This is a genomic window from Gimesia aquarii (assembly GCF_007748175.1).
Lineage (GTDB): Bacteria > Planctomycetota > Planctomycetia > Planctomycetales > Planctomycetaceae > Gimesia > Gimesia aquarii_A.
In genome coordinates, this window is the sequence record NZ_CP037422.1 from 7122141 (window position 1) to 7144220 (window position 22080).

The 22080-nt window shown below is 46.2% G+C and carries 16 protein-coding genes; 9 read left to right on the plus strand and 7 right to left on the minus strand.

The genetic code is table 11. The features are described from left to right. The first annotated feature begins 34 nt into the window (after positions 1–34). Positions 35–721, plus strand: a complete 687-nt coding sequence (locus V202x_RS26865) for a hypothetical protein (RefSeq protein WP_145180120.1) — start codon at positions 35–37, stop codon at positions 719–721. Positions 722–1675: 954 nt separating this feature from the next. After that, positions 1676–4738, plus strand: a complete 3063-nt coding sequence (locus V202x_RS26870) for a hypothetical protein (protein WP_197993119.1) — start codon at positions 1676–1678, stop codon at positions 4736–4738. Between the two features lie 58 nt (positions 4739–4796). Here the strand turns inward: V202x_RS26870 and V202x_RS26875 are convergent, their stop codons facing one another. Further along, positions 4797–5678, minus strand: coding sequence for a DUF1853 family protein (locus tag V202x_RS26875; protein ID WP_145180123.1), 882 nt, complete (start codon positions 5676–5678; stop codon positions 4797–4799). A gap of 33 nt (positions 5679–5711) precedes the next feature. Beyond that, entirely contained in the window at positions 5712–7400 is a 1689-nt protein-coding gene (gene ggt / locus V202x_RS26880) for a gamma-glutamyltransferase (RefSeq protein WP_145180125.1), read from the minus strand. 247 nt (positions 7401–7647) lie between these two features. Between ggt and V202x_RS26885 the strand changes: the two genes are divergently transcribed. Beyond that, the gene (locus V202x_RS26885; protein ID WP_197993120.1) at positions 7648–8250 is read left to right on the plus strand and encodes a xanthan lyase; all 603 of its coding nucleotides are present in this window, start codon (positions 7648–7650) and stop codon (positions 8248–8250) included. A 22-nt stretch (positions 8251–8272) separates the two neighbouring features. Here V202x_RS26885 and pcp read toward each other — a convergent pair whose 3' ends face one another. Then, positions 8273–8941, minus strand: coding sequence for a pyroglutamyl-peptidase I (gene pcp / locus V202x_RS26890; protein ID WP_145180127.1), 669 nt, complete (start codon positions 8939–8941; stop codon positions 8273–8275). Between the two features lie 253 nt (positions 8942–9194). Here pcp and V202x_RS26895 point away from each other — a divergent pair, with 253 nt between their 5' ends. The 5 genes from V202x_RS26895 (at position 9195) to V202x_RS26915 (ending at position 14637) form a co-directional block, all read left to right on the plus strand. Beyond that, positions 9195–9863, plus strand: coding sequence for an RNA polymerase sigma factor (locus V202x_RS26895; protein ID WP_145180129.1), 669 nt, complete (start codon positions 9195–9197; stop codon positions 9861–9863). Further along, a complete protein-coding gene (locus V202x_RS26900) occupies positions 9838–11376 on the plus strand; it encodes a serine/threonine-protein kinase (protein WP_232098734.1) in 1539 nt (512 codons plus the stop codon). The genes V202x_RS26895 and V202x_RS26900 overlap by 26 nt, the downstream gene beginning before the upstream one ends. Continuing rightward, on the plus strand, positions 11373–12392 hold the full coding sequence (locus tag V202x_RS26905; protein WP_145180131.1) for a hypothetical protein: 1020 nt from the start codon (positions 11373–11375) through the stop codon (positions 12390–12392). Before V202x_RS26900 ends, V202x_RS26905 begins: the two co-directional genes overlap by 4 nt. Positions 12393–12646: 254 nt before the next feature. Next, complete coding sequence (locus V202x_RS26910) at positions 12647–13033, plus strand: hypothetical protein (RefSeq protein WP_145180133.1); 387 nt, start codon at positions 12647–12649, stop codon at positions 13031–13033. Between the two features lie 113 nt (positions 13034–13146). Next, positions 13147–14637, plus strand: a complete 1491-nt coding sequence (locus tag V202x_RS26915; RefSeq protein WP_145180135.1) for a CoA transferase — start codon at positions 13147–13149, stop codon at positions 14635–14637. Positions 14638–14662: 25 nt separating this feature from the next. On the opposite strand, the gene V202x_RS26920 is transcribed toward V202x_RS26915, so the two are convergent. From V202x_RS26920 to V202x_RS26935, 4 genes are all read right to left on the minus strand, one after another. Next, positions 14663–16354, minus strand: coding sequence for a PPC domain-containing protein (locus tag V202x_RS26920; protein ID WP_197993121.1), 1692 nt, complete (start codon positions 16352–16354; stop codon positions 14663–14665). 33 nt (positions 16355–16387) lie between these two features. Next, positions 16388–17725, minus strand: coding sequence for a DUF1501 domain-containing protein (locus V202x_RS26925; RefSeq protein ID WP_145180138.1), 1338 nt, complete (start codon positions 17723–17725; stop codon positions 16388–16390). A gap of 56 nt (positions 17726–17781) precedes the next feature. Next, positions 17782–20244 carry a DUF1549 domain-containing protein gene (locus V202x_RS26930; RefSeq protein ID WP_145180140.1) on the minus strand — a complete coding sequence of 821 codons (2463 nt, stop codon included), beginning with the start codon at positions 20242–20244 and terminating at the stop codon, positions 17782–17784. 318 nt (positions 20245–20562) lie between these two features. Beyond that, the gene (locus V202x_RS26935) at positions 20563–21105 is read right to left on the minus strand and encodes a 5' nucleotidase, NT5C type (RefSeq protein ID WP_197993122.1); all 543 of its coding nucleotides are present in this window, start codon (positions 21103–21105) and stop codon (positions 20563–20565) included. Positions 21106–21228: 123 nt separating this feature from the next. Here V202x_RS26935 and V202x_RS26940 point away from each other — a divergent pair, with 123 nt between their 5' ends. After that, positions 21229–22065, plus strand: coding sequence for a Rieske 2Fe-2S domain-containing protein (locus tag V202x_RS26940; RefSeq protein ID WP_197993123.1), 837 nt, complete (start codon positions 21229–21231; stop codon positions 22063–22065). Positions 22066–22080: the final 15 nt, after the last annotated feature.

Genomic DNA, 22080 nt, shown 5'->3' on the forward strand with positions numbered 1-22080 from the left:
AATATTATCCTCAATGAGGTTCAGGAAGATCGTTATGAGAATCTTAAACGTACAACTGCTTACTATTCTGGCAGTGACCGGTTTCGCGGTCAGCACTACGTCAAATGTAAGCGCTGATGATAGAACCACAGTGAACGATGGAAACATCCAACAAGTGGCCCATCACGTTCGCGGCGGTGGCTATGCTTACAATTGTCCTCCCGGGTATTCAAATCGCTATGATGGTGATGGAACTTATCGAAACTACACCTCACGAGAAGGCTGGGCCTTTTTAAGAAAGTGCCACACCTCTCCAGGTCATGGTTGGTGCCCTCCTTCTGCACAAAGTATTCAAAGGACTCCGGTTCAGTACCAACGTTATTACTCGAATCAATTTATGGGACAGCCAGGTCCCACAGCTGCTGTCAATTACCCACAGGTTTACATGCCAACTGACACAACGCAACTCGGTTTTTATTACCAGCGTGTACCATCCTGGCAACCACGTAGTGGCATGATTCCCCCACCACCAAATCCAAATATGTACCATACGCGTGATTGTCGTTCCTGCAGAGGCCATGGTTGTCGACATTGCCGAGGACAGCACTATGGTGGACCAGTATATTATATCAATGAAAGTCCGGAAGCTTCTCAACCAGAGGCGGCTCCAAAAACAGAAAATGCGAACCCGCCGGTTCCTCCGTCACCTTCCAAATTAAATCAGGCTTCATTCGAACAATAAATATTTTCCAAGGTAAGCCTGTTTCCTAAGAAACACTTGTTAAACAAACAGAGTCGTTCCTGATAACCTTAAAGGAATGACTCTGTTTTTTCATGCGCAGAACAATCTTCCAATACTAAATTGCCCTTGATTAATTCAAGGCTTTCAAAACTTCCTTTTAACACTGATTAACAAGTGAAAATTTACGACTTGACTCAACCGTGCCAAAAGACAAACTCCCTGTTTATGGCTCGCGCGCGAGAAAAAAATCTAGTGAATCTATCTACCTCACTGAAATTGGTAGCACTATTAAACCTAACTGTTTTAACCAAATTCGACTCCAGAAATTTAAAATTGCTTCCGTTTGTGCATGTCCCTATTTGCCAAAAAGTACCACTTTCGAGACAATAACGCGCATAACTGTTCTCACAATAATCTTGTATCTAACTAACTGACCAGCTCCATAACAACCCTCGTTAAACCTCTAGCTCAGGCCGGTATGTCTAATTGAAATCGGTCATCATCTCATTAAAAATCTATGGTGACATATTGACACGGCTGGAGGAAGACCAGCTTCTTAATCCTATTTATGAAAAAGAGACTGCAGCACTGATAAACAGACACCATATGTTCTTCTTTGATAAACGCACAAAATATGTATCGCCTGCTTATTTTCTAACCGGTAAAATCAGGCAAGTATCATTTAGCAGATTATACTGAGGAAATGCAGTTGTCTGAGTGTGAAAATTTGGGTTCATGAACGAACAAAAAAGTAGATTTCAACACAAACCCGATTTTACAGAAATCGTTTGGTTTTTTATTTATTATTTCACTGTTTTTCTAGTAGCATATAACAATAGGCAGGCATTTACAAAACGGACTAGCAATCAAAAGTCCAGGGAGCGATCAAAAAGTTGCCTGGGGTTTTTGAGGGTAAATGATCCAAGTACCTCATTTTCTGAAAGTGCGGATTCAATGAAAAAAGTCCCTGTCAATATGATCTCGAATCCATCCTCCAAAATATATTCCAGAACGGCATTCGCGTTTCTGTCTGTCCTGGGAATTTTGTTCTTATCCGTAGAGTCAGCCTCGCCTGCGCCCCCAAAACAAGTCCGTAAAGACAAGTCAAAAACAGCTAAGCAAAAACTACTAGTAGATCAGATTACCTTGAGTGGAATTGTCACTGATGAAAATAAGAAACCAGTACAAGGGGTGAAAGTATTCATCGAATGGTTGCATCCTGAAAAGCAGGAGATTCAAACAAAAACTGACGCGCAGGGGCGATTCACATTGTACGCACTAAGTACGAAAGTGCGGGGCCAGACGATACAGGTGACTGCAGACTCAGGTCGGCAACTCGCACAATTCAAACTTCCCTGGCAAAATATTGAAAATAATGATTCACTCACAAAGCTGCGATTGCAGTTACATCCTGCGCGCCGTGTGGAACTACTTGTCGTCGATAGAACCGGTAAGCCTATTGCGAATGCAAAAACAGGCATTATGGGCAGCTATAAAGTCTGGGGAACCGGTACGACCGACAACAAAGGTCATATCCAGTTTCTGGTGCCTCAGGATGTAGATATTCAATACGTGTGTGCCGTCAGTGATGGTCACGGCGTCGACTACAAAGCGTATGTACTACCTCGTGGCCAGTCTGGAGATCAAATCACAAAACCACCTGAGTTACCCGATCATCCCATTCGCTTGACGCTCGACGGGACTCAACCATTAGAAGTGCATATTAAAGGAACCAATGATAAACCGCTTGCTGGGATCAAAGTCTACCCGTGGCTCTTGAAAAAGCCGGATCAACCACAGGACTTGAATCTGTCATTTTTTATCAAGCTTGTTCAGGAAACAACAGATAAATCAGGCAAAGCAGTCTTTCAGTGGATTCCGCACTGGCAAAAAACTCCAATTACAATCTGGCCCAGAGACAAAGAGCACGTGCATCAGCGAGGCAACTACGACCCGAAAACAGCTGAAGGCTCTTTGACCCTCAAACTTGAGAAGCTGGTCCCTCTTGGTGGTCGGGTAACGCTTCCAGATGGTTCGCCTGCAAAAGAGATTGCAATTACTGTTTCTGGAAAGGGCCATCAGATCGATTCATTTCGAGCAACTGTGAAGACAGACAAAGAAGGCCGTTATACCATTAAGGCTGCCCCCAATATGGTCTACCTCGTAGTCGTGAAAGATAAGATGTGGGCGTCGACACCACATACCGGTTTTGCGCTTTGGCCCGGAAAGCCAATCCGAAATCTGGATTTCAAACTACGTCCCGCGACTCGGTTATTTGGCCGTGTGACTGTCGGCTCCCAGCAAGAAGCGGTCGAAGGGCAAACGATTTATGTCTATCAGTACGGACAAGACGCACACAATCAGAAAGATCTAAAGCTTCCTAACCCAAATAAAAGAACCATTTGGGTTCAGCCAACAATAGTGCATTATAGCACGTCTGATAAAAACGGCGAATTTGAACTGTTCGTCGGTGATGGCAAGTTTGATATTCGGGGACCAACTCAGTCTCCTGTTAAAAAATTTGAGATCACTGCTGAATCAGAAAAAGAGTTTAATTTTCATGCCGCGCGGCCGGAAAAGGGGCTTCTAGCAGGTTCTGTTGTCACAGGAAACCCACCTCAACCGGTCCCGAATGCTGAAGTATCTGGAATTTATCGTTACAACTTGGCAGGCAGAGACATGAAATCTGCGACAGACGAGTCAGGTCGTTTTAAAGTCGAGCGAGAGCTACATCGTACCGTAATCTATGCGCGTAGCAAGGATAAGAAACTAGCAGGTGTTGTCGAAATCGGTCCAGATGAGAAAATGGTGACCATTCCGATTCGCCCTCTGGGAACCGCACTTGCACAACTCATCGATGCGAAAACGAAAGAGCCACTGCAGGATCGTGAAATCAGCTACGGTGTTAAAGTACATATCGGCGATGACAAGGCACCTTGGCGAACAAGCTTCGGCGGTACAACCACCACGGATGATGAAGGACGCCTTGAAATTCGTAATCTAGTGCTGGGACAGGATTATGATATCAATCTGGTGAATCGCCCTAAAGATCAACCTAACAGAGTCAGTTGGCGGACTATTGGCAAAGTGAAACCAGAAGAAAGTCAGCCTATCGATCTCGGTACTCTGGAAGTGTCTCCTCCAAAGCCTCCCTATAAACCCCCCACAACAGAGGAACGGATTGCAGCCGCATTCAAAGTGAAGGGGACGCCTCTCGATCGCTTTACACGATCAAAGCGTGATGCAAAAATTACTATGCAACGCTTACTGATTCTGTTCGGTGATCCGAAAGGAAAAGCAATCCAAGAGTTGATGACTATGCGCTACGAAGATCAGGAGGTCCGAAAGGCATTGGAATCGTTCATCGTGATGGCCATCAACACAACTTCCGGTAATCGAGACACCTCAAAAGTGCTTGCGAAAGCGATTAATGAAAATTTGAACGGAGTACGTGGTGACTTTTTCATAGTTGTATCAAATGAACAAGGAAAACGCATGGCAGATGCTGATATCCTCGCACTTTCGGCTGACGGTAAGATCAACAAAGAGAAATTGATCTCTTTTCTTAATGAGCACACCATACAACCACTCGACGCACAAGAGCTATTGGCAACAGCAATTCAAAAAGCAAAAAAAGAAAATAAACGCATCATCATCCAGGAAACAGCTACCTGGTGCGGCCCCTGCCGATTACTCTCCAGATTTTTAGAAAAAGAACGTAACCAATGGGAACGCGATTATATCTGGATCAAGATGGATCATCGCTGGACAGGTGCCAGAGAAATAATGCTAAAAATGCGCGACGGAGCCGATGGTGGCATCCCTTGGTGGGCTATCTTAGACAATTCTAGTAAAGTACTCGTGACATCAAACGACAAGGACGGTACAAACATCGGTTTCCCCAGCGATCAAAATGGACGAACTCATTTTCGTACAATGCTGGAAAAAACTGCCATTCGACTGACTCCCACAGACATCACCACGCTGGTAGATGCATTGAATAAGAATCAACAATAACCCCTTTGATTCGGACTTTGATCATGTTCCAGCTAAGTTCCAAAGTACCCTTGAATCACTAAATTTGTGGCCAGGATTCAGGGACAATGAAAGTGCGATTGATTTCATGGCAAATCATGCCTTGGCATGACAGGACACTGACGAGCAGAGGTCGCTCTTCATTCAAAAAGTGCGCATCAAGCTTGCTTTTTAACTCTTCAAACGAGTTTAAATCTCCACTTTGAGAATGACTCACTTCAGGAGACAACCAATACGGTTTATGCAACACGCGAAACATGAGATGACTGTTCTGGTCATTGAGCCAGGGAACTTCTGAATGGCGTATCCAGGTCCCTTTTAAATGCGAGTCCGACATATTCTCAGGCAATTGGTGCGGACGGGCTGCGTGTGGATGATAAAAAATATAGCCTTTCACAAATGCCTGACGCTGAGTCACTTCCGGAAAGTATTTTTGGCTGAATGGCAGCTGGTGCTCCAATAAACGTTTGATCTTCTTTTCGAACGTATCTACGGCATTGGGGCCAATGAAGTGGCTGCCTGTTTCATTGTCTTCAGGAAAATGTAAATAGAATTTGACTGCGGTTTCCCAGTGAGTGAGAACGCCTGTTTTGTCTTCAAAAAGAAAGTCAATCTCGCCGACCGTTCGGTTTTCCTCAAAGATTTGCTGTTGCTGTTTAACGATTTTTAATTTGCAAATCGCTTCCAGCCAATACAAAACCAGTCCCTCAAAGTAGGTGCCCACTCGGAAACTTGAATACTGTTCCAGAAAGGCCGCCAGATCTTGTTCATCAATGGGCGTCTCGTCGATAAAACGGGACATCTTGGCTTCAACGTTGGATTCTGTGATCAATGAAGGACTGGTTACCGCCCATTTTAAATCACGGACGTATTGCGAATCCAATGTGTCCTGTGCTGGTTGGGATCCGGATTCCTCTTTCATAAATTCAACAATGTCCTAAAACAAGCTACACTGCTAATAACCGATGGCAACCCCATCTTTGCGTGATTCTGTCGCTCCTTTCAAGACACCCGCTTCCCAATCAATCAAAATACCTTGATAGCCACCGAACTCACCCTTCGAACGCAACACATGATGCCCCTTGTCATGTAACGCTTTGATCGTCTTATCTGCAATCCCTGACTCCACCACGACCGTTCCAACACCTTGTGGCGGTTCACCCGTAGGAGTTGCATCTCCGAAATGTCGCACCCGGGCTGCATCACCGGCTGCCTGCACGTTCATTTTGAAATCGATCAGGTTAACCAGTACTTGTACATGCCCCTGCGGTTGCATGTCGCCTCCCATTACACCAAAACAAAACCAGGGACGACCACCTTGTGTCACCATCGCGGGAATGATCGTATGGAAAGGACGTTTGTTTGGTTCCAGACGGTTTAAATGATGTTCATCGAGCGCAAATAAGGAGCCACGATTTTGCATTGCGAATCCTAGATCGCCCGGTGTTACCTGCGAACCAAAGCCGAAATAATTACTTTGAATCAACGAACAACAGTTTCGGTCTTTGTCAACAACAGATAAATAAACGGTATCCCCATGTTTTAACTTAGGATCTCCTGCAGGAACATTGGCCGCCGCTCGATCTAGATTGATTCGCTTTCGTTGTCGATCGGCATATGCTTTTGATATCAGTTCATCTACTGGTAACTTCTCAAAATCAGGATCCGCATAAAACTGCGCCCGATCAGCATACGCCAGTTTTTTTGCTTCCACCAATAAATGCAAATACTCGGCACTCCCCAGACCCATTGAGGCGAGATCGTATTCCTCCAACAGATTTAACATTTCCAGGACCGCAATGCCCTGCCCACTGGGAGGTAACTCCCAGATGTCATAACCTCGATAGCTGGTAGATACAGGGTCAATCCAGTCATCACGATGGTCCGCCAGATCTTGTAGAGAAAAGAACCCTCCATGATTTTGACTGAATTCAACCAGACGTTCGGCGATAGATCCCTGGTAAAACTCCTGCTTACCTTTGTCTGCGATCAACTGATATGTGTGAGCGAGACGCGGATTACGAAATAACTCTCCCTCACATGGTGCACGGCGATCATCAATCAAAAATGTCTCTGCCGAATCGGGCCAGACAGAAAGCTTTTTTTCTGAGTTCTTCCAATAACCGGCAATGATTTCAGTAACCGGAAATCCTTCTTCGGCCGTCTTGATCGAAGGACTCAGTAAGTCCGCCAGGGACTGTGTCCCGAATCGCGTATGTAATGTTTCCCAGCCACTGACACAACCGGGTACGGACCAGCTTAATAACCCGTGATCCGGAATGGATTTTAATTCGCGCTTCGAAAATTCATCTCGCGATAAACTGGAGGGGCTTCGGCCACTCGCATTCAGCCCCAACAGTTGTTCTGATTTTGCATCCCAATAAATGGCAAAAAGATCGCCGCCAATCCCACAACTCATCGGCTCGACAACGCCAAGCATCGCATTCACGGCAATCGCAGCATCAACGGCGTTGCCACCTGATTTCAATACATCCAACCCTATCTGGGCAGCCAAAGGTTGGCTGGTTGCCACCATGCCATGTCGGGCAACAGTTGTAGACCGGCTTTGCTGTGGCAGACCATAGGGGCGATCGTAGCCCCATCCCAGTTGATCTTTTGACCGAGACTCCAAATCTTTTCTCATGATAACATGCTTTTAAAATAATCAGACTTTTTCAGTCACGTTCTTTAGATGCCAGCTCGAATCGAGATTAAGTAAGAAAACACGAACAAATTATCGTAAAAAAGACGAAGATGAGCTAACTTGGTAGCTGCAAAAGCACAGAATAGGAGAGAAAATAATAGAATTCCAGGCACGAAAGTTTCATTCTGTAATCAATCATTTTCAAAATCATTGAAGTTTCTTATTTAATCAAAAGGAAATTTGAATCATGGGTCAAATTCAGCGATGGATGATCTCGTTGGCAGTCATCCTGATCTCACAAGCACCAACGCCCGCAAAGGATTCTACCACTCAACAACAACCGCATCCCGATGCTGTCGCCAACTCGCACGCGCCCGGCGAAGTCGATAAGCCGGAACTCGTTCCGTTCATCGTATCTGATCCCGCAAAATTACCTGGAATCGTTGTCGATGAAACAGAGGCCCAATTAATCGGAACCTGGCAGTATTCAACTCATACTCCCCCCTATGTAGGACTCGGTTATCTACACGACCAGAAGAAAGGCAAAGGGAAGAAAGCAGTCGTTTATACGCCTAAACTTCCCAAATCAGGCCGCTACGAAGTACGGCTCTCGCATTGTTATAACATCCGCAGATCAACGAATACTCCGATTACCATACATCATGCTGACGGAGAAAAAACAATACGCATCAATCAACAAAAAATTCCCGAACATAAAAAACTGTTCCGCAAGTTGGGAGTCTTTCGATTCAGAGCGGGAAACTCAGGCTGGGTCAAAATTTCCAATGAGGGCACAGACGGGAAATATGTCATCGCCGACGCAGTCCAGTTTTTATATGTGGGTGATTGAGGCGTTTAACCAGTTTGAAAAATCAGATCTGCCACAGGGATCGAATCGGATCGTGAATATCTTCTGTATGTTCCAAGATCGCCTCAATGCCAGCTGTCATACCAGCGACCGCCGTTTCTTCGGACATACTTGGAGCACCCAGATGACATTCCATAGCGGCAACACTGGGAAGATGTGGCAGGTGAATCCAACCGGCTCGGATATTAAGATTCTCCGTCGCAATGTGGTGTAGGATTCCATACATCAAATGATTACAGACAAAGGTTCCCGGCGTATCTGAAATGTCAGCGGGAATTCCTGCAGCCCGCATTGCTTTCACCATTGCGCGAATGGGCAGCGTCGTATAATAACCAACGGGACCTTCAGGATCGGTCGGCTGATCTTGAAGTGCGCAACCTTCATTATCAACAAGTTGGTAACGTGTGGCATCGTTAAAGTTATTCGCGATCCGCTCCACTGTGATCATGGATCGACCGCCGTACTCTCCCAGCATTATGACGACGTCCGGCTGAACATCTGCAATCACTTCTTTGACATATTCAATCGATTTAAAAAAGGCCGCGGGAGCGATTTTGGCTATCACAGTCGCCCCGTTGATCGTCATTCCGTCCAGTTTTCTGGCAACACTTCCCGCAGGATTCACAGGAGTCGTTCCAAAGGCGTCAAAGCCGGTTACAAGTACTTTTGTCATCAAACTTCAATTCAAAAATAGCAGAGTGCCTGCATCAAGTTCTAAAACCACTTTACTTAGCATATCGAGAACATTTCGAATGACCACTGGTTGAGAATTTTTTTGATCAAAAAATAGAATTACTCAAGTTCGAAGCGGTATTGAGATAACAACTTACGTCTCTGTTAAAAATTCCACTCCACCTTTTTTTCTTGTCGTGTGAAAGGTTTCCTTTTGTGGTGGATATTTACTGGTAAGGAACGAGAATAAATGTATGGAATCACCAGTCCCTGATACTCGAAACAGCCTGATTCTGCGACTACCTGACAAACGAGATGTCGAGGCATGGGATCAGTTTGTATCGATTTATGAACCTCTGGTGTACCGACTGGCGCGGGCAAAAGGTTTGCAGGATGCGGATGCGCGGGAAGTTGTGCAGGAAGTCCTTGTATCGGTTTCGCGTGCGATTGAACGATGGGAGTTTGAACCGGAACGCGGTCGATTTCGTGACTGGCTGTTTCGTATCGCCCGCAATTTAATGATCAAGTATTTGACTCGTCGGAAGTATCGCTCAATTGGTACTGGGGACTCAGGCATGGCGCAATTCCTGGAACAGCAAGCCGACTCAGTCAGTGAAGAAGAAGAGTCAACTCATTTTGATTTGGAATATCGACGTGAAGTGTTTCGTTGGGCGGCGGAACAGGTCCGGGAACAGGTAAAGGAGCGTACCTGGCAGGCGTTTTGGCTGTCGAGCATTGAAGAGCAAGAGACAACAGAGGTCGCACAAAAACTCGAAATGAGCGTGGGTGCGGTTCACATTGCACGCAGCCGCATTCGAAATCTTTTGCGGGAAACGATCAAAACACTGGAACAGAACGAAGAAGAAAATTCTCATCACACCACGCGAGGTAAAGACCGTGACGAGTCATCTAAAACATGCTGACGATGCAGAGCTGCAAATATTGCTCTATGGAGACGAAGACAGCAACGAATATCGCACAGCGGCAGCGCATGTAGAGAACTGTGAAGTATGTCAAAAGCGACTCAACACAGCTGCAGGACCGGCACAACTTGATGTGGAAACCAGAGAGTTACTCAGTGATTATCCCTGGGAAGAGTTATCAAACAGTCGCACAGGTTTTCAAAGCATCGATGGAACACACAACCAATCAGAACACCTGACCTTTCTCAATCCACCGAATCATCCTGAGATGCTCGGCCGTCTTGGGCGATACGAGATTGAGCGCGTGATTGGTTCCGGTGGGATGGGGCTTGTGTTAAAGGCCTTTGACTCTGAATTAAATCGCCCAGTGGCCATCAAAGTGCTGGCGCAGCATCTGGCACATAGCGGAGCCGCGCGACAACGTTTCGCCAGAGAATCACGGGCGGCTGCAGCCGTGGTCCATGAACACGTCGTCGCGATTCATAACGTGGAAGCCGACGATGAGAGCCCGTTCCTCGTGATGCAGTATGTTGCGGGCGAGTCGTTGCAGGCGCGTGTTGACCGGGAGGGACCGCTCGACGCAAAAGAAATCATGCGCATTGGGATTCAGGCCGCATCCGGACTCGCAGCGGCACACGAACAGGGGGTGATTCACCGTGATGTCAAACCTGCGAATATCCTACTGGAGCAGGGTATTGAACGCATTCTACTCACCGACTTCGGATTAGCAAGAACCGTCGATGATGCCAGCCTCACTCACACAGGCATCATCGCCGGCACACCTCACTATATGTCACCTGAGCAGGCAAACGGCGACACAATTGACCATCGTACGGATCTCTTCAGTCTTGGGTCAGTACTCTACTTCATGGCCACAGGTCGGCCACCGTTTAGGGCCGAACGAGCAATGGGTGTACTCAATCGAGTTTGTCATGACACGCATCGTCCGGTATGGCAGGTCAATAGTGACATTCCCGACGACTTATCGGACATCATCGACCGACTGCTGGAGAAAAAGGCGTCGCGCCGATTTGAGAGTGCCATTGAAGTCCGGGAATCGCTGGTTCGATTGCTTGCCAGAATACAGCGGTATGGACCACGTCACCGTAGTCAAGTCATGAGATTGATCCGAAGGCGTCCGTTTCTTACCAGCGGAGCATTCTTCTGTCTGATCTCAGTCATCGCTATAGCGTCGGTGTTTGTGTCACCAAAAGTGGTACGCACAGAAAGATCTTCGACACCGCCACCAGAGACCGTTGTATCAGAGAGTGACATTACACTGGCTCAGCAAGATCAAGCGATCGCCGCAGAGTCCGCTGCATATTCCGCAGCAGCCCATGACATTTCAGAACGCCTTCGGCAACTCGAAATCACCTCGAATGCAGGACAGTTTGCACTACCAGTAAATGATGAATTCTGGCAAAGCTCAGAATCGATTAACGCACATTTAGACCAACTAGAACGTGATGCATTCCGCGGTCCTTTTAACTCTTCAATAAAGGAAGAACAATGATAAAATCAAGCTCACTTAGAATTAAACTCTCTTGTGGAATCGTAGCTGTTCTTTCCACAGTGTTGTTCGGCAATATCGGTTTTGCACAACGATCAACAACAAAGGCGCAACAAAATACAACCGACCCATTTGGTCAGTCGCTTCAACCAGTCCCTATTCAGCAATATCGTCCAAACCTCAGCAATCCGGCTCGTTCAAACTCCCGTTATATTGGACATTTGTTTGAACATACCATCTCGCAGAAACTCCAAAAACTTCGCCAAGAACTCAAGAATGCAAAATCAAATGAACAGAAAGAAGAAGTAGAAAAATCAGTGCGAGAAGCGCTCCTTGAATACTTTAACAAGGACATGAAACATCGTGAAGCAGAACTGGAGAAATTAATGTTACGCAGTTCCAAGATGTCAGCAGCACTTGAAAAGCGCGCCGCGGCAAAAGAACAACTTGTCAATTTGCAACTCAAGTCTTTCAAATATGAAGTGGATGGACTGGGCTTATTTCCAAAACAGGGGATGACTTCCCAGTGGAAGTCATCAACACGTGCTTACCCCACTTACACTATCGTGAATTCGTTTGACAGCGAAGATCTATACTTGGAAGCAGCAAAACCGAAAATTGACCCATTAAAGACAGCTATGAACGCTGTAAATACAATGCTTCAGAAACTACGAAGTGAGAAGTCGGATGAAGGTCGGACCAAAACAACGAGCGAATTGCGCAAAGCACTCAGCAATTATTTCGACTTGGATCTGAAAGCTCGACAAAAGGAAATTGATAAAATTAACGCAGGACTCAAAAAGATGCAGACGGGACTCCAGAAACGAGCCGACGCAAAGGACAATATTGTTGACCTGCAGTTGCAAATTATTGTGAACGAAGCCGAAGGTCTCGGATTTTTCCGCAGCTCTGCATTCAATTCAGCTCAGCATGGAATTGATCTGAGGTTACCGGCCCTCGATAATTTAGGTCGATCAAAAAAAGATACGTTTTTCCTTCGTAGAAATATTTTACGCTAACCTGGAACGAAGTAGCTCGAAACCAGTAAAGAGACTTCAATTTGGTTACTTCTGGCCGTAAAGCTTAGCCAGTCCACACTGTGTGAAGGAAAGAAATGAGTGGTTCGTATTTGACTGATTCTATTCGTTGAGAGTGTTTACACTTTGAGCCTTTTGGGATTTATTTTTCAAATTGGCGTGATATTGTTTCATTCAATCCGCCTATCAGGTAATTAGAACATTTTAACGCTCACACAACACAGAAAGTCAGTCATATGAGCCAACCATCCGCAACCACTAAAAAAACAGACAAGAAAACACTCATTCTACCACTGCTCATCATCAGTATTGGCAGCGGTTGGTTGTTAACAACACTAGGAATCGTTCCCGGTATCAATTGGATCTGGACGCTCGGTCTAGCAGTGGTAGGCCTGCTTTCCTTTGCCGTCAGTGGTATCGATAAATCAACGGTGGTTATCGGTCCCTTTTTTCTCATCGCCAGTTGCCTTTCCGTTCTACGTCAAACAGGGCGAATCACATTAGACGTCGAGGTACCTATTCTTGTCATCGTAGTCGGCTGCCTGCTGTTAATCGCCCGCAGCAAGTCGATTCCACTTCCTGACTGGGTTGTCTTAGAGCCCAAAGAAAGAGCTAACAAGTAGTATCTCTTCTACTTAAAAACGAAATTTGTGCTACCACGTTCAATCCGCTATTATCTCTCAGGTCAGAAAGATGAATCAGGAATGAATACCTTAGAGATCAGGCACAATTCAAAATGCATGGAACCGAAACACAACAACGCATTTTTAATGAAATCGTTGAACCATTGGAAATCGATTTTGATACGGAAAGTCCCCTCGAAATTATCCAGAAACCGGGATATATCGATTCTCCGGTTGCGACACATGATTTCGCAGCGGCAGCACTAGGAGCATTTGGAAAAGCAACCGCTACGGTCGGCCAGATGAGAGGACTGGGCTCACAAGCGATTCGTGTCGATCGTCGGCATGCAGGATTGATATTAAATTCGGTTGCCTATCATTTTCAAGAGGGTTGGCAGCTCGATATTTCTCCCGTACACACGCCTGTGAATAACTTTTTCCAAACTAAGGATCGTCGGCATGTGATGTATAACGGAGCCTACACTCACTTACGGGAAGGGATTCTCAAGTTTCTGAACTGTGTGGGAACGCATGACGCGATTGCGCAGGCAACCTTACAATATGACGCGCAAGACCTAGAAGACCAACTTTCCGAACTAGGGCTTTGCACTTCCATCGTCCGAGACAAGGAAGAATGGCTGGCCCATCCACAAGGTAAAGCCATTGCAACGAGACCTGTGATTGAATTGACGAAAATTGCCGATGGTCAACCGGAACCATTTACAGAAGATGCCATTCGTCCGCTCGAAAAAACGAGAGTACTTGAATTCGCACGAGTGCTTGCAGGACCAACTATAGGCCGTAGTCTGGCCGAACAAGGAGCGGACGTCATTCACGGACGCCATCCTTATCTGGATCACATTTTCCCATTTGAAATAGAAACCGGTTGGGGTAAGAAATCCGCGTACTTGGATTATCAGTCCCAGCGCGACCGTAACCATATTTTCCAATTACTCGAAACCGCGGATGTATTCATTGATGGTCTTCGACATGGCGCAATGAAGCAGGCAGGCTTTACGATTGAGGAATTGATACAACGAAAAAAGAATTTGATCATAGTACAACTGGACTGTTATGGATTTCAAGGACCGTGGGCAGAGCGCCGCGGCTGGGAACAACTGGCACAGAGTTGTACCGGCCTCGCCAAAATCCACAGTGCAGGAAAAGAACGACTTAGTCTGATTCCAGCTTATTTTAACGATTACGGCACGGGAATTTTGGGAGCTCTGGGTGTGACGGCGGCACTCATACGTCGTGCTACAGAGGGAGGAAGCTGGCTCGTCCGTGTGGCTCTCGCCAAGACCGCAATGCTGGCAACCCGATACCACAATAATACCGAGACCCCTGTGCCGATCAGCCAGGAAGACCTTGAAACATATCTGATCGATCAGGATAGTCGCCTCGGTCTGCTTACGCGGGTGGCACCACCGATCCAATTCGAACGCACCCCTTCATTAAGCGCCCGAGCAGGTACTGCTCCAGGTTCAGACACATTGAACCTGGATTGGGACAATACTTTTTCAAGTTCAAAAGAGATTCCCCATCGCCCCACAGAAATTTTCAGGCAGAAACAAGTACACTGGAAAGCAAATCAGACTTTATAAAAAGGTTCTGCTCTGACAAATTTACTTACTTCTTCTTAAGGGTCAACCATAGATAAGGCAGTTTGAGATCGGGTTTCGGGCGGGCTGTGTTGCGTTTGGGGCTGATGCCTTTGATGACAGCACTCGCGGTGCGCACTTTTGTTTTGTCTTTCAGGCTGATACCTTTGATTTCGATGGGTCCTTGAAAGACCACATCGGGTTTGGCTTCCAGTTTCAGTTTGACTGATTTCCCCGTCTTTTCTTTGACTTTAGAAACGATTGTTTTACAAGTCGCCCCTTTTGGTAAACCAGCCAGGCTGATTTCAATATCATCGTTAAAGCGGGGGCTCAGACGATTGATCGTGACTTCAATCTCTAAAGGTTTTTCGCCCGTCGTTAAAGTGTATTGTTCTTCAGGCGTTTGCAGTTCGAAATTGGCCTCGGTCGGGTGAATCGATAACAAGTAGACGTGGCGAAACCCACCATGTTGATAACGATCAGTCACTTGCAGACGATATTCACCATCTGCGGGAATGCTATAGTCGAATCGCGCGTCAAAATGATTTCGCACGGGATCGTCAACTTCTTTCAAAAGCTTGCCTTTGGCATCAAACAGTTTCAAATGGGCATCCAGAGGATAACCCATTGTATGCGAGTCTACTTTGAATGTTAGCTTCTCACCTTTCTTAGCAGTGAAGTGATAAACATCGATTTCTTCTGGTTTCGATATTTTCCCAGTGATACTTGTGGGAATGGAAAGCGGCTGCCCTTTTTCCTGTTGGCTCTCGTTTGACTCCAGTAGAGTCGGCGTTGTGCTCATAGGAATTTTTAACCAATTCGCTAACTGAGGATTGCTGATCAAAGCAGTTGAATTGGTTTCATCTTTGTTAGGTTGATGTGACCTGAGATGGTCGGGAAGATTCCAGCCTTCCAGTCTCACTGGTTTGGAAGCTGACTTATGATAGGCAAGTGGCAAACTATGATCGACAAAAGGACCAGTCGAAAAAGTAAGGCGATAGATGTAAGAACCACTGCCTGCAAAACGAATGGTACTGTTAGGATCAGCGGGAAACGCAAACGTCCTGATATAATAGGTTCCCTCTTCAGGAGCAGTAAACACAATTCGCGGATCAAACCAAAGTGTATCATCAATCAAAGACAGCACAGTCCCGCGATGATTGAGAATCTGCAATACTCCATCCATTGGTGAACCAAGCTGTTCATTGGCGGTTTGAGAAACCACCAAAGTTTGTCCTTTTTTCAATGCAACGGAATAAGTATCAACGTCTCCACTTTTCGATAATACTCCGTTGATGGTAACAGCCGGCTGTGGGCATTTTTGTGCATGAGCCAGATCATTGTTAGGCTCGGTTTCTGATTGTTCGGGAAGTGTGCCCACAAGGAACGGTCGAATTCCTGAAGCCCCCTCTGCATTATGAAATCGTAACCAATACAATCCGGGCTTTGCAGAAGCATCAATTTGAATCGTAATCTGTTTTTCTTTGCCTTTGGCCGGTTTCTTCGGAATCATCACCATTAAGCCAGGAGCAGAAGTCCAAACCGAAACCGGTAACGTTCCCAGGTTTTTGTCAATGGTCACATCTACTTTCTGACCGACTTGGCCTCCTGCCGGATTCAAATAACGAATGTCAGGCGGTGCTGCCATAGAAGAAGAAAACAGACCGAGAACACATGATATCGAAAGGACAACAGGCAAAATCCGCGCGGTAGATGACATCGGTAAGATCATTCTCAGTCAGGTTCAAAATTTTTATACGAATAGCTCGGGAATCGGAGTCGGGTCGCTCACCAAGTGCGACGGACGTCCCTCCGGTGTATACAGGACTTTGTCAGGATCGATGCCCATCTTAGTGTAAATGGTTGAGACAAAGTTTTCAGGGGAGAGTACGCGTTCGACTGCAGAGTAACCGGCTTTGTCGGTTGCCCCAAGTGCCAAGCCACCGGGAACACCGCCACCCGCCATCAAAACTGACATCGCATTCGACCAGTGATCGCGACCGCCGCCTGGATTGATTTTGGGAGTACGCCCGAATTCACCTAACGCCAGCACCATGGTCGTTTCCAATAAACCACGCTCGTCGAGATCTTCAATCAGCGTTGCGATGGTATTTTCGAAGGCAGGCATTCTTGAATTGAATGTCTTAAACAAACTACCATGATGGTCCCAACCACCCTCATACAGGGTGATGAAGGGCACACCCGCTTCTGAAAGCCGACGGGCTAGGAGAGCACGCTGACCAAAAGAAGTGCGTCCATATTTGTCACGCAGTTTGCCTGGCTCACTCTCAATTTGAAACGCTTTTTGTGCTTCAGTCGATGCAACCAGGCTATAACCCTGCTCGTAATATTCATCCAAATTCGCAACCGGATCACCGGCAACTTTGTCTTTGATACGTTTAAGTTGATCTACCTGTTCCCTTAAATTGCGACGGCCTTGATAACGCGCATCGGTCAAACCACTGGGAAGCGCCAGATCACGCACACGGAAGCCTTTGCTATTAGGATTGTCAGAAACGACAAAGGGTGCATATTTAGCACCCAGGAAATTGGGTCCACCGGAACGCGACATACGCGGCATAGAGAAATACGCAGGCAAATTATTCGTCGTCGGTTTTTGATGTGCGACGACCGAGCCCATACTGGGATGAAAACTCACATAAGAACCACAGCCCACTGGAATACGTGGTGGTGCACCGGTCATCATATAGTGATTACCGGCACCATGATTTCCCTGATTGTGACGGATCGAACGAATCACTGTATATTTATCAAAGATAGAAGCCAATCGCGTCATATGTTGCGAAAACTGAACTCCGGGAACTTTGGTCGCAATCGGATTAAATTCACCACGGATTTCCACGGGAGCCTCTGGCTTAGGGTCAAACGTCTCATAATGAGTCGGACCGCCGTCCATCCAAATTAGAATCACACTCTTGGCTTTCGCCTTCGGTTGTTGAGCAGTAGTCCCTTTGGCGAGTGACTGCAAACGCAAGAGATCGACCATTCCCAAACCTGTTAGCGCACCCAAGCCCAGTTGCAAACAATTCCGTCTAGTGATTCCATTACAATTTTTTGAAACGTTTTTCATTTCTGGTCCTGTTACTTTTGTTGTAAGTCAACCATTCACTGTAAGAGTAGGGGACTCTAGTTTTTGAAAAGGTACTCCGGAGTATTCAATAAAGCCCACATCAAATCTTCAATTACTTGCTGACGATTCGCCCCTTCTTTTTCAAAAAGGGAGCGTCCGAGTCGTTTTTCTTCTAATGTCGGATAGCGCGAATAGGCCGTTAAATATAACTCTTCCATAATTTGATCGGGAGTCATTTTGCTCTTGGCCCACTTGGCACAATTTCCTGTTGATGACTGAATGCGAGAATATAACTCGCGTGAATTCATCATATGCAATACCTGCACCACTGTTGTTTCCGTAGTCCGTTCACAGGGAGGATCCTGATTGGGATCGGGCCGTCCAAACGAATCCAGGAATACTGAACTCACACGATGCGTCCAAAGCTGCTTAGCCGTTGAATTGGCGGGCATCGCGACAAATGAATCAGGAACACCGATCAGTTCACTGATGCTATCCAGCAAAACTTCTGCTCGCAGACGTTGACGGTAATATCGCGAATAATTGCGTCCATCGCCTACATTGGTTTCATTGGGTAGCGAACTCAAACTGTAAACGTACGAACTAAGAATCGCTTTAATGTATTTTTTTTGATCAAATTTCTGATCTCGGAAATACTGCCCCAACGCCTTTACCAGTGGTGCATTAGAGGGAGGATTACTTTCTCTGAAATCATCGATAGGTTCTACAATTCCGCGACCCATCAGATCGGCCCAGATACGATTCGCACTCACTTCTGCAAAGAAATGATTCTGTGGCGAAGTGATCCAGTCAGCCAGCACTTCTCTAGGATCCTGATCCGGTTTTATTTTAGGAACTTCTCCGAACAAGGGGCGTGGCTCAAGTACTGCGTTGGTAAGTGGATGTTTGACACTTCCTGAATTCGCAGTAAACACAATTTCTTCTGATCCCGAAATCGGAGTTGAGATTCCACGGCCTTTGCGACCTACCTTTGCAAAGTAGGCAGCGAAGCTGTAGAAATCATCCTGCCCCCAGATTTCTGAAGGATGGTGATGACATTGAGCACAACTTAATCGGATTCCAAGAAAGATCTGACTGACCGCTGTCGTTAGCTCCTTTGGCTCACGTCGATCGCGAAATAATGTTACCGCGCCATTGTGCCAGGTTCCCCCGCGAGCTGTTAGTAATTCACGCGTAAATTGATCCAGAGGCTTATTCTGGTGAAACGACTCTCGAATCCAGGCATCGAAGTTCAGCACGGTTTTGATACCAACTCGGTAAGGGTTCGGTCGCAACATATCAGCCCATTTGTTGGCCCAATGATCGCCAAACTCTGGTTGCTCCAAATAATAATCAATCAATCGCTCTCGTTTTTTGGGAGAGGGGTCTTGTAGAAATGCCCGTGCTTCTTCTGCGGTGGGAGTTCTACCTATGGTATCAAGAGCCACCCGCCGTAAAAATGTGGCATCATTCACAGGCTCAGAAGGTTTGAGTCCATATTTCTTGAGTTTATCCCAAACCAGACCATCAATAAAATTAAGTCGCGGCAACTTTGTATAGTAACTATCGGGTACAGAATTCTTTGAGGGAACTGTGACACTCAGTGAAGCAAAGTTCCCCATATAGCGGGCCATAATGGAGGCTTCACCCATCAACGAACCAGCGGTCACCAGCCCTTCTTCATTCACCGAAACATAGACACTGTCACTCGACATGTATTCTGCAAGATCGGTGACATCGCGTGTGGAGCCATCGCTATAATAGGCAGTGACTACCATTTGTTGTTTGGTTTTAGGCTGCATGATGCGCTCAGTGGGCTGTGCCGAAATCTTAACGAGTTTCGGTGCATCCGCGACTGATCGGGTGGCTCCTTCTGTGATCCATTGTTGCATAAGCTCAAAGTAAGGAGTGCCTGCCAGTAGTCGCTTGCCACCACCATGGGGAATTTTCCCAGCTCCCTTCTGCAACACCAGGCTCTGTTCGGGCGCCAGGGGAAACGCGCGTCGTCCACGCGATTCTTTAGTCAGTGCGTTAAAATCAAATTCTGGATCGAAGGCGAACATGGATAATTGAAATCCACCCTGACCGCGTTGCTTTCCGTGACACGAACCACCATTACAGTGAAAACGGGAAAATAGTGGGTGCACATCACGCTCAAAGTCGATCAAAGTTTGTTTATCAAACTCTTTTACTTCAACAGGCACTTTGATCTGTTGATCGCCATCAAAAATTGTGACTGTGGCAGAGCCGTTGGAAAGAGGCTGAATCACTCCCGCTGTAGATACCTGAATGACATTGGTCTGATCAGATTGAAACCGTACGTCTCGTGTTCGGTCAACAGTCTGATCATTCTTGATACGAGAAACGAGTAACTGCTGGCGAGATCGTTTGCCGATAAGCACGACCTTTTCGGGATGAACAGAAAGTGAAGCTGCCTTTGGTCGTACTTCCGCTGCTTTTGCAGAAAGAGCAGAAAGTAAAATCATGCAACCAAGGCATTGATAGAGTAGAGACTTCATCTCGAGGTTCTATCCCAAAATCAAAAGGAAGGATACGCTGTGAGGTTTGGTGGTAGCAGTGCTACGGGGAAAGTTGGGAAGGTAGTAACCGCAGACACTAAAAACACAAAAGCAGTCCCAATAGCACTGTATTTCGATCTTCTGTGTGCCTACTTATATATTCTCTCTTATATATCGTATTCGTCAACTTTCATTTGACAACTTTATTTATGAAACCCTTTTTAGGATACCTTATCTGAATAGTAAAAACTACCTTTTCTTTCAAAAAACAATCCATCTGTACACATTCCTTGGATCTTCTTCTAATGATCGTTGCACTCAAACCAGTTTTTGAAGCTCTGATTTGAGGTAACTGATCTTATCCTTGATCGCGAAATTCGCATTCCAAGGCTGTGGGAAAAGAATTGCCTGACCACCATGCTCACGAAACAGATCGATATTTTTATGCTGATCGTCCACGAGCACTACATCTGGTTTTGCCAGAAGGTACTTTTGCGTACCAATCATAAAATCCATGAAGTGTGGCTCATCGAAATGATGTCGCAACCATTCGACTTTGGCCGAAGCACAAGCCGCACTACGACTTGGTGAAGTACTGATGGTAAATGGAGCCGTTGCTCTCAGCACAGCCAGTAACTCTTTGAGCCAGGGGTAAGGAGGAAAATTTTTCCAAAATTGGCCCCCCAAAGCATCGACGGGTTTCCAGAATTCATCTTTCGTCATACCTACAACACCTGCATAATCGGCTTCTCCCTCGGGCCAATGATCGGCCAGATGTTCCTGACCATGTAGCTCCAGGATCGAACCCATAAAATCGGCGATCACCCCATCCATGTCTAATAATATATGTCGTACAGCCATTGATTTTTTCTCTACATACAGAAACTTTGGTGATAAAACAGTATAATTACCAGTTGTGTCTCTCATAAAATTGTATAGACAAGCTTAGCCGCAATGTCTCATTTTGACCATGGACCAATGCAAATGACGAACTGGATTCCACTGGGAAGTGCTTCAGAAATTCCTCCAGGTAATCGTAAAGTATATTCGCTTAAGGGAACTGAGATCGCAATTTTCCATGTCGCCAACAAAGGACAGCCAGGGCAATTTTACGCCATTCATGACTGTTGTCCACACCAGGGAGCTTCTCTGGTCGAAGGAGAGGGCACGGGAACGGAAATCGCTTGTCCGCTTCATGACTGGACTTTTGATGTTGCTTCGGGAGAGTGCCATGACTTTCCAGAGTTTCCTTTGACTCGCTATGAACTCAAAGTAGAAAACGGCAATATTCTGATCGAGGCATCCGCATTTGAAGAACTAGACATTCACGATCATCTTTTCCTGGTACGATATGGAGCGATGGGCTGGATTGATCACTTCTCGGCAGAAGAAGATGCTGCTTTTTCACACCGCGATCGTATTATTTTAAATACAAGCCGAGGTGAAGAAATCGGAGAGATTCTTTCGAAGGCTATCAATCAGAATAACTCGATCACTCCTGCCGGGTCGATTCTGCGCATGTTTACTCCTACAGACCAGCAAAAGTTATTACAGCAGGAAGATATTACAACACACGTCTTAGAAGATTGTCAAAGTTTGATACAAGAACGCGGAATGCCCACCGAAATCATTGACTGCGAGCAATTATTCGATCAACAAACGGTCGTATTGTACTATCTGGGGAATCGTATGCCTGCTTTAGAAATACTCGCTCAAGAGCTTAATGCCAATTATGCCTGGCGGATTGTTTTCCATCCCGTTGACGAAGCCCCCGCACCGTCGGGCTGTTCAAGTGGCGGTTGTGGCTGCGATCAAAAATGAGCGGACCTGCATAAT

Bases quoted from the DNA above. Each gene is read 5' to 3' on its own strand.
- V202x_RS26925 (WP_145180138.1), bottom strand. From the start codon at position 17,725: ATGAAAAACGTTTCAAAAAATTGTAATGGAATCACTAGACGGAATTGT.
- V202x_RS26940 (WP_197993123.1), top strand. From the start codon at position 21,229: ATGACGAACTGGATTCCACTGGGAAGTGCTTCAGAAATTCCTCCAGGT.
- V202x_RS26895 (WP_145180129.1), top strand. From the start codon at position 9,195: ATGGAATCACCAGTCCCTGATACTCGAAACAGCCTGATTCTGCGACTA.
- V202x_RS26885 (WP_197993120.1), top strand. From the start codon at position 7,648: ATGGGTCAAATTCAGCGATGGATGATCTCGTTGGCAGTCATCCTGATC.
- ggt (WP_145180125.1), bottom strand. From the start codon at position 7,400: ATGAGAAAAGATTTGGAGTCTCGGTCAAAAGATCAACTGGGATGGGGC.
- V202x_RS26930 (WP_145180140.1), bottom strand. From the start codon at position 20,244: ATGAAGTCTCTACTCTATCAATGCCTTGGTTGCATGATTTTACTTTCT.
- V202x_RS26920 (WP_197993121.1), bottom strand. From the start codon at position 16,354: ATGTCATCTACCGCGCGGATTTTGCCTGTTGTCCTTTCGATATCATGT.
- V202x_RS26875 (WP_145180123.1), bottom strand. From the start codon at position 5,678: ATGAAAGAGGAATCCGGATCCCAACCAGCACAGGACACATTGGATTCG.
- V202x_RS26870 (WP_197993119.1), top strand. From the start codon at position 1,676: ATGAAAAAAGTCCCTGTCAATATGATCTCGAATCCATCCTCCAAAATA.
- V202x_RS26865 (WP_145180120.1), top strand. From the start codon at position 35: ATGAGAATCTTAAACGTACAACTGCTTACTATTCTGGCAGTGACCGGT.
- pcp (WP_145180127.1), bottom strand. From the start codon at position 8,941: ATGACAAAAGTACTTGTAACCGGCTTTGACGCCTTTGGAACGACTCCT.
- V202x_RS26910 (WP_145180133.1), top strand. From the start codon at position 12,647: ATGAGCCAACCATCCGCAACCACTAAAAAAACAGACAAGAAAACACTC.
- V202x_RS26915 (WP_145180135.1), top strand. From the start codon at position 13,147: ATGCATGGAACCGAAACACAACAACGCATTTTTAATGAAATCGTTGAA.
- V202x_RS26935 (WP_197993122.1), bottom strand. From the start codon at position 21,105: ATGGCTGTACGACATATATTATTAGACATGGATGGGGTGATCGCCGAT.
- V202x_RS26905 (WP_145180131.1), top strand. From the start codon at position 11,373: ATGATAAAATCAAGCTCACTTAGAATTAAACTCTCTTGTGGAATCGTA.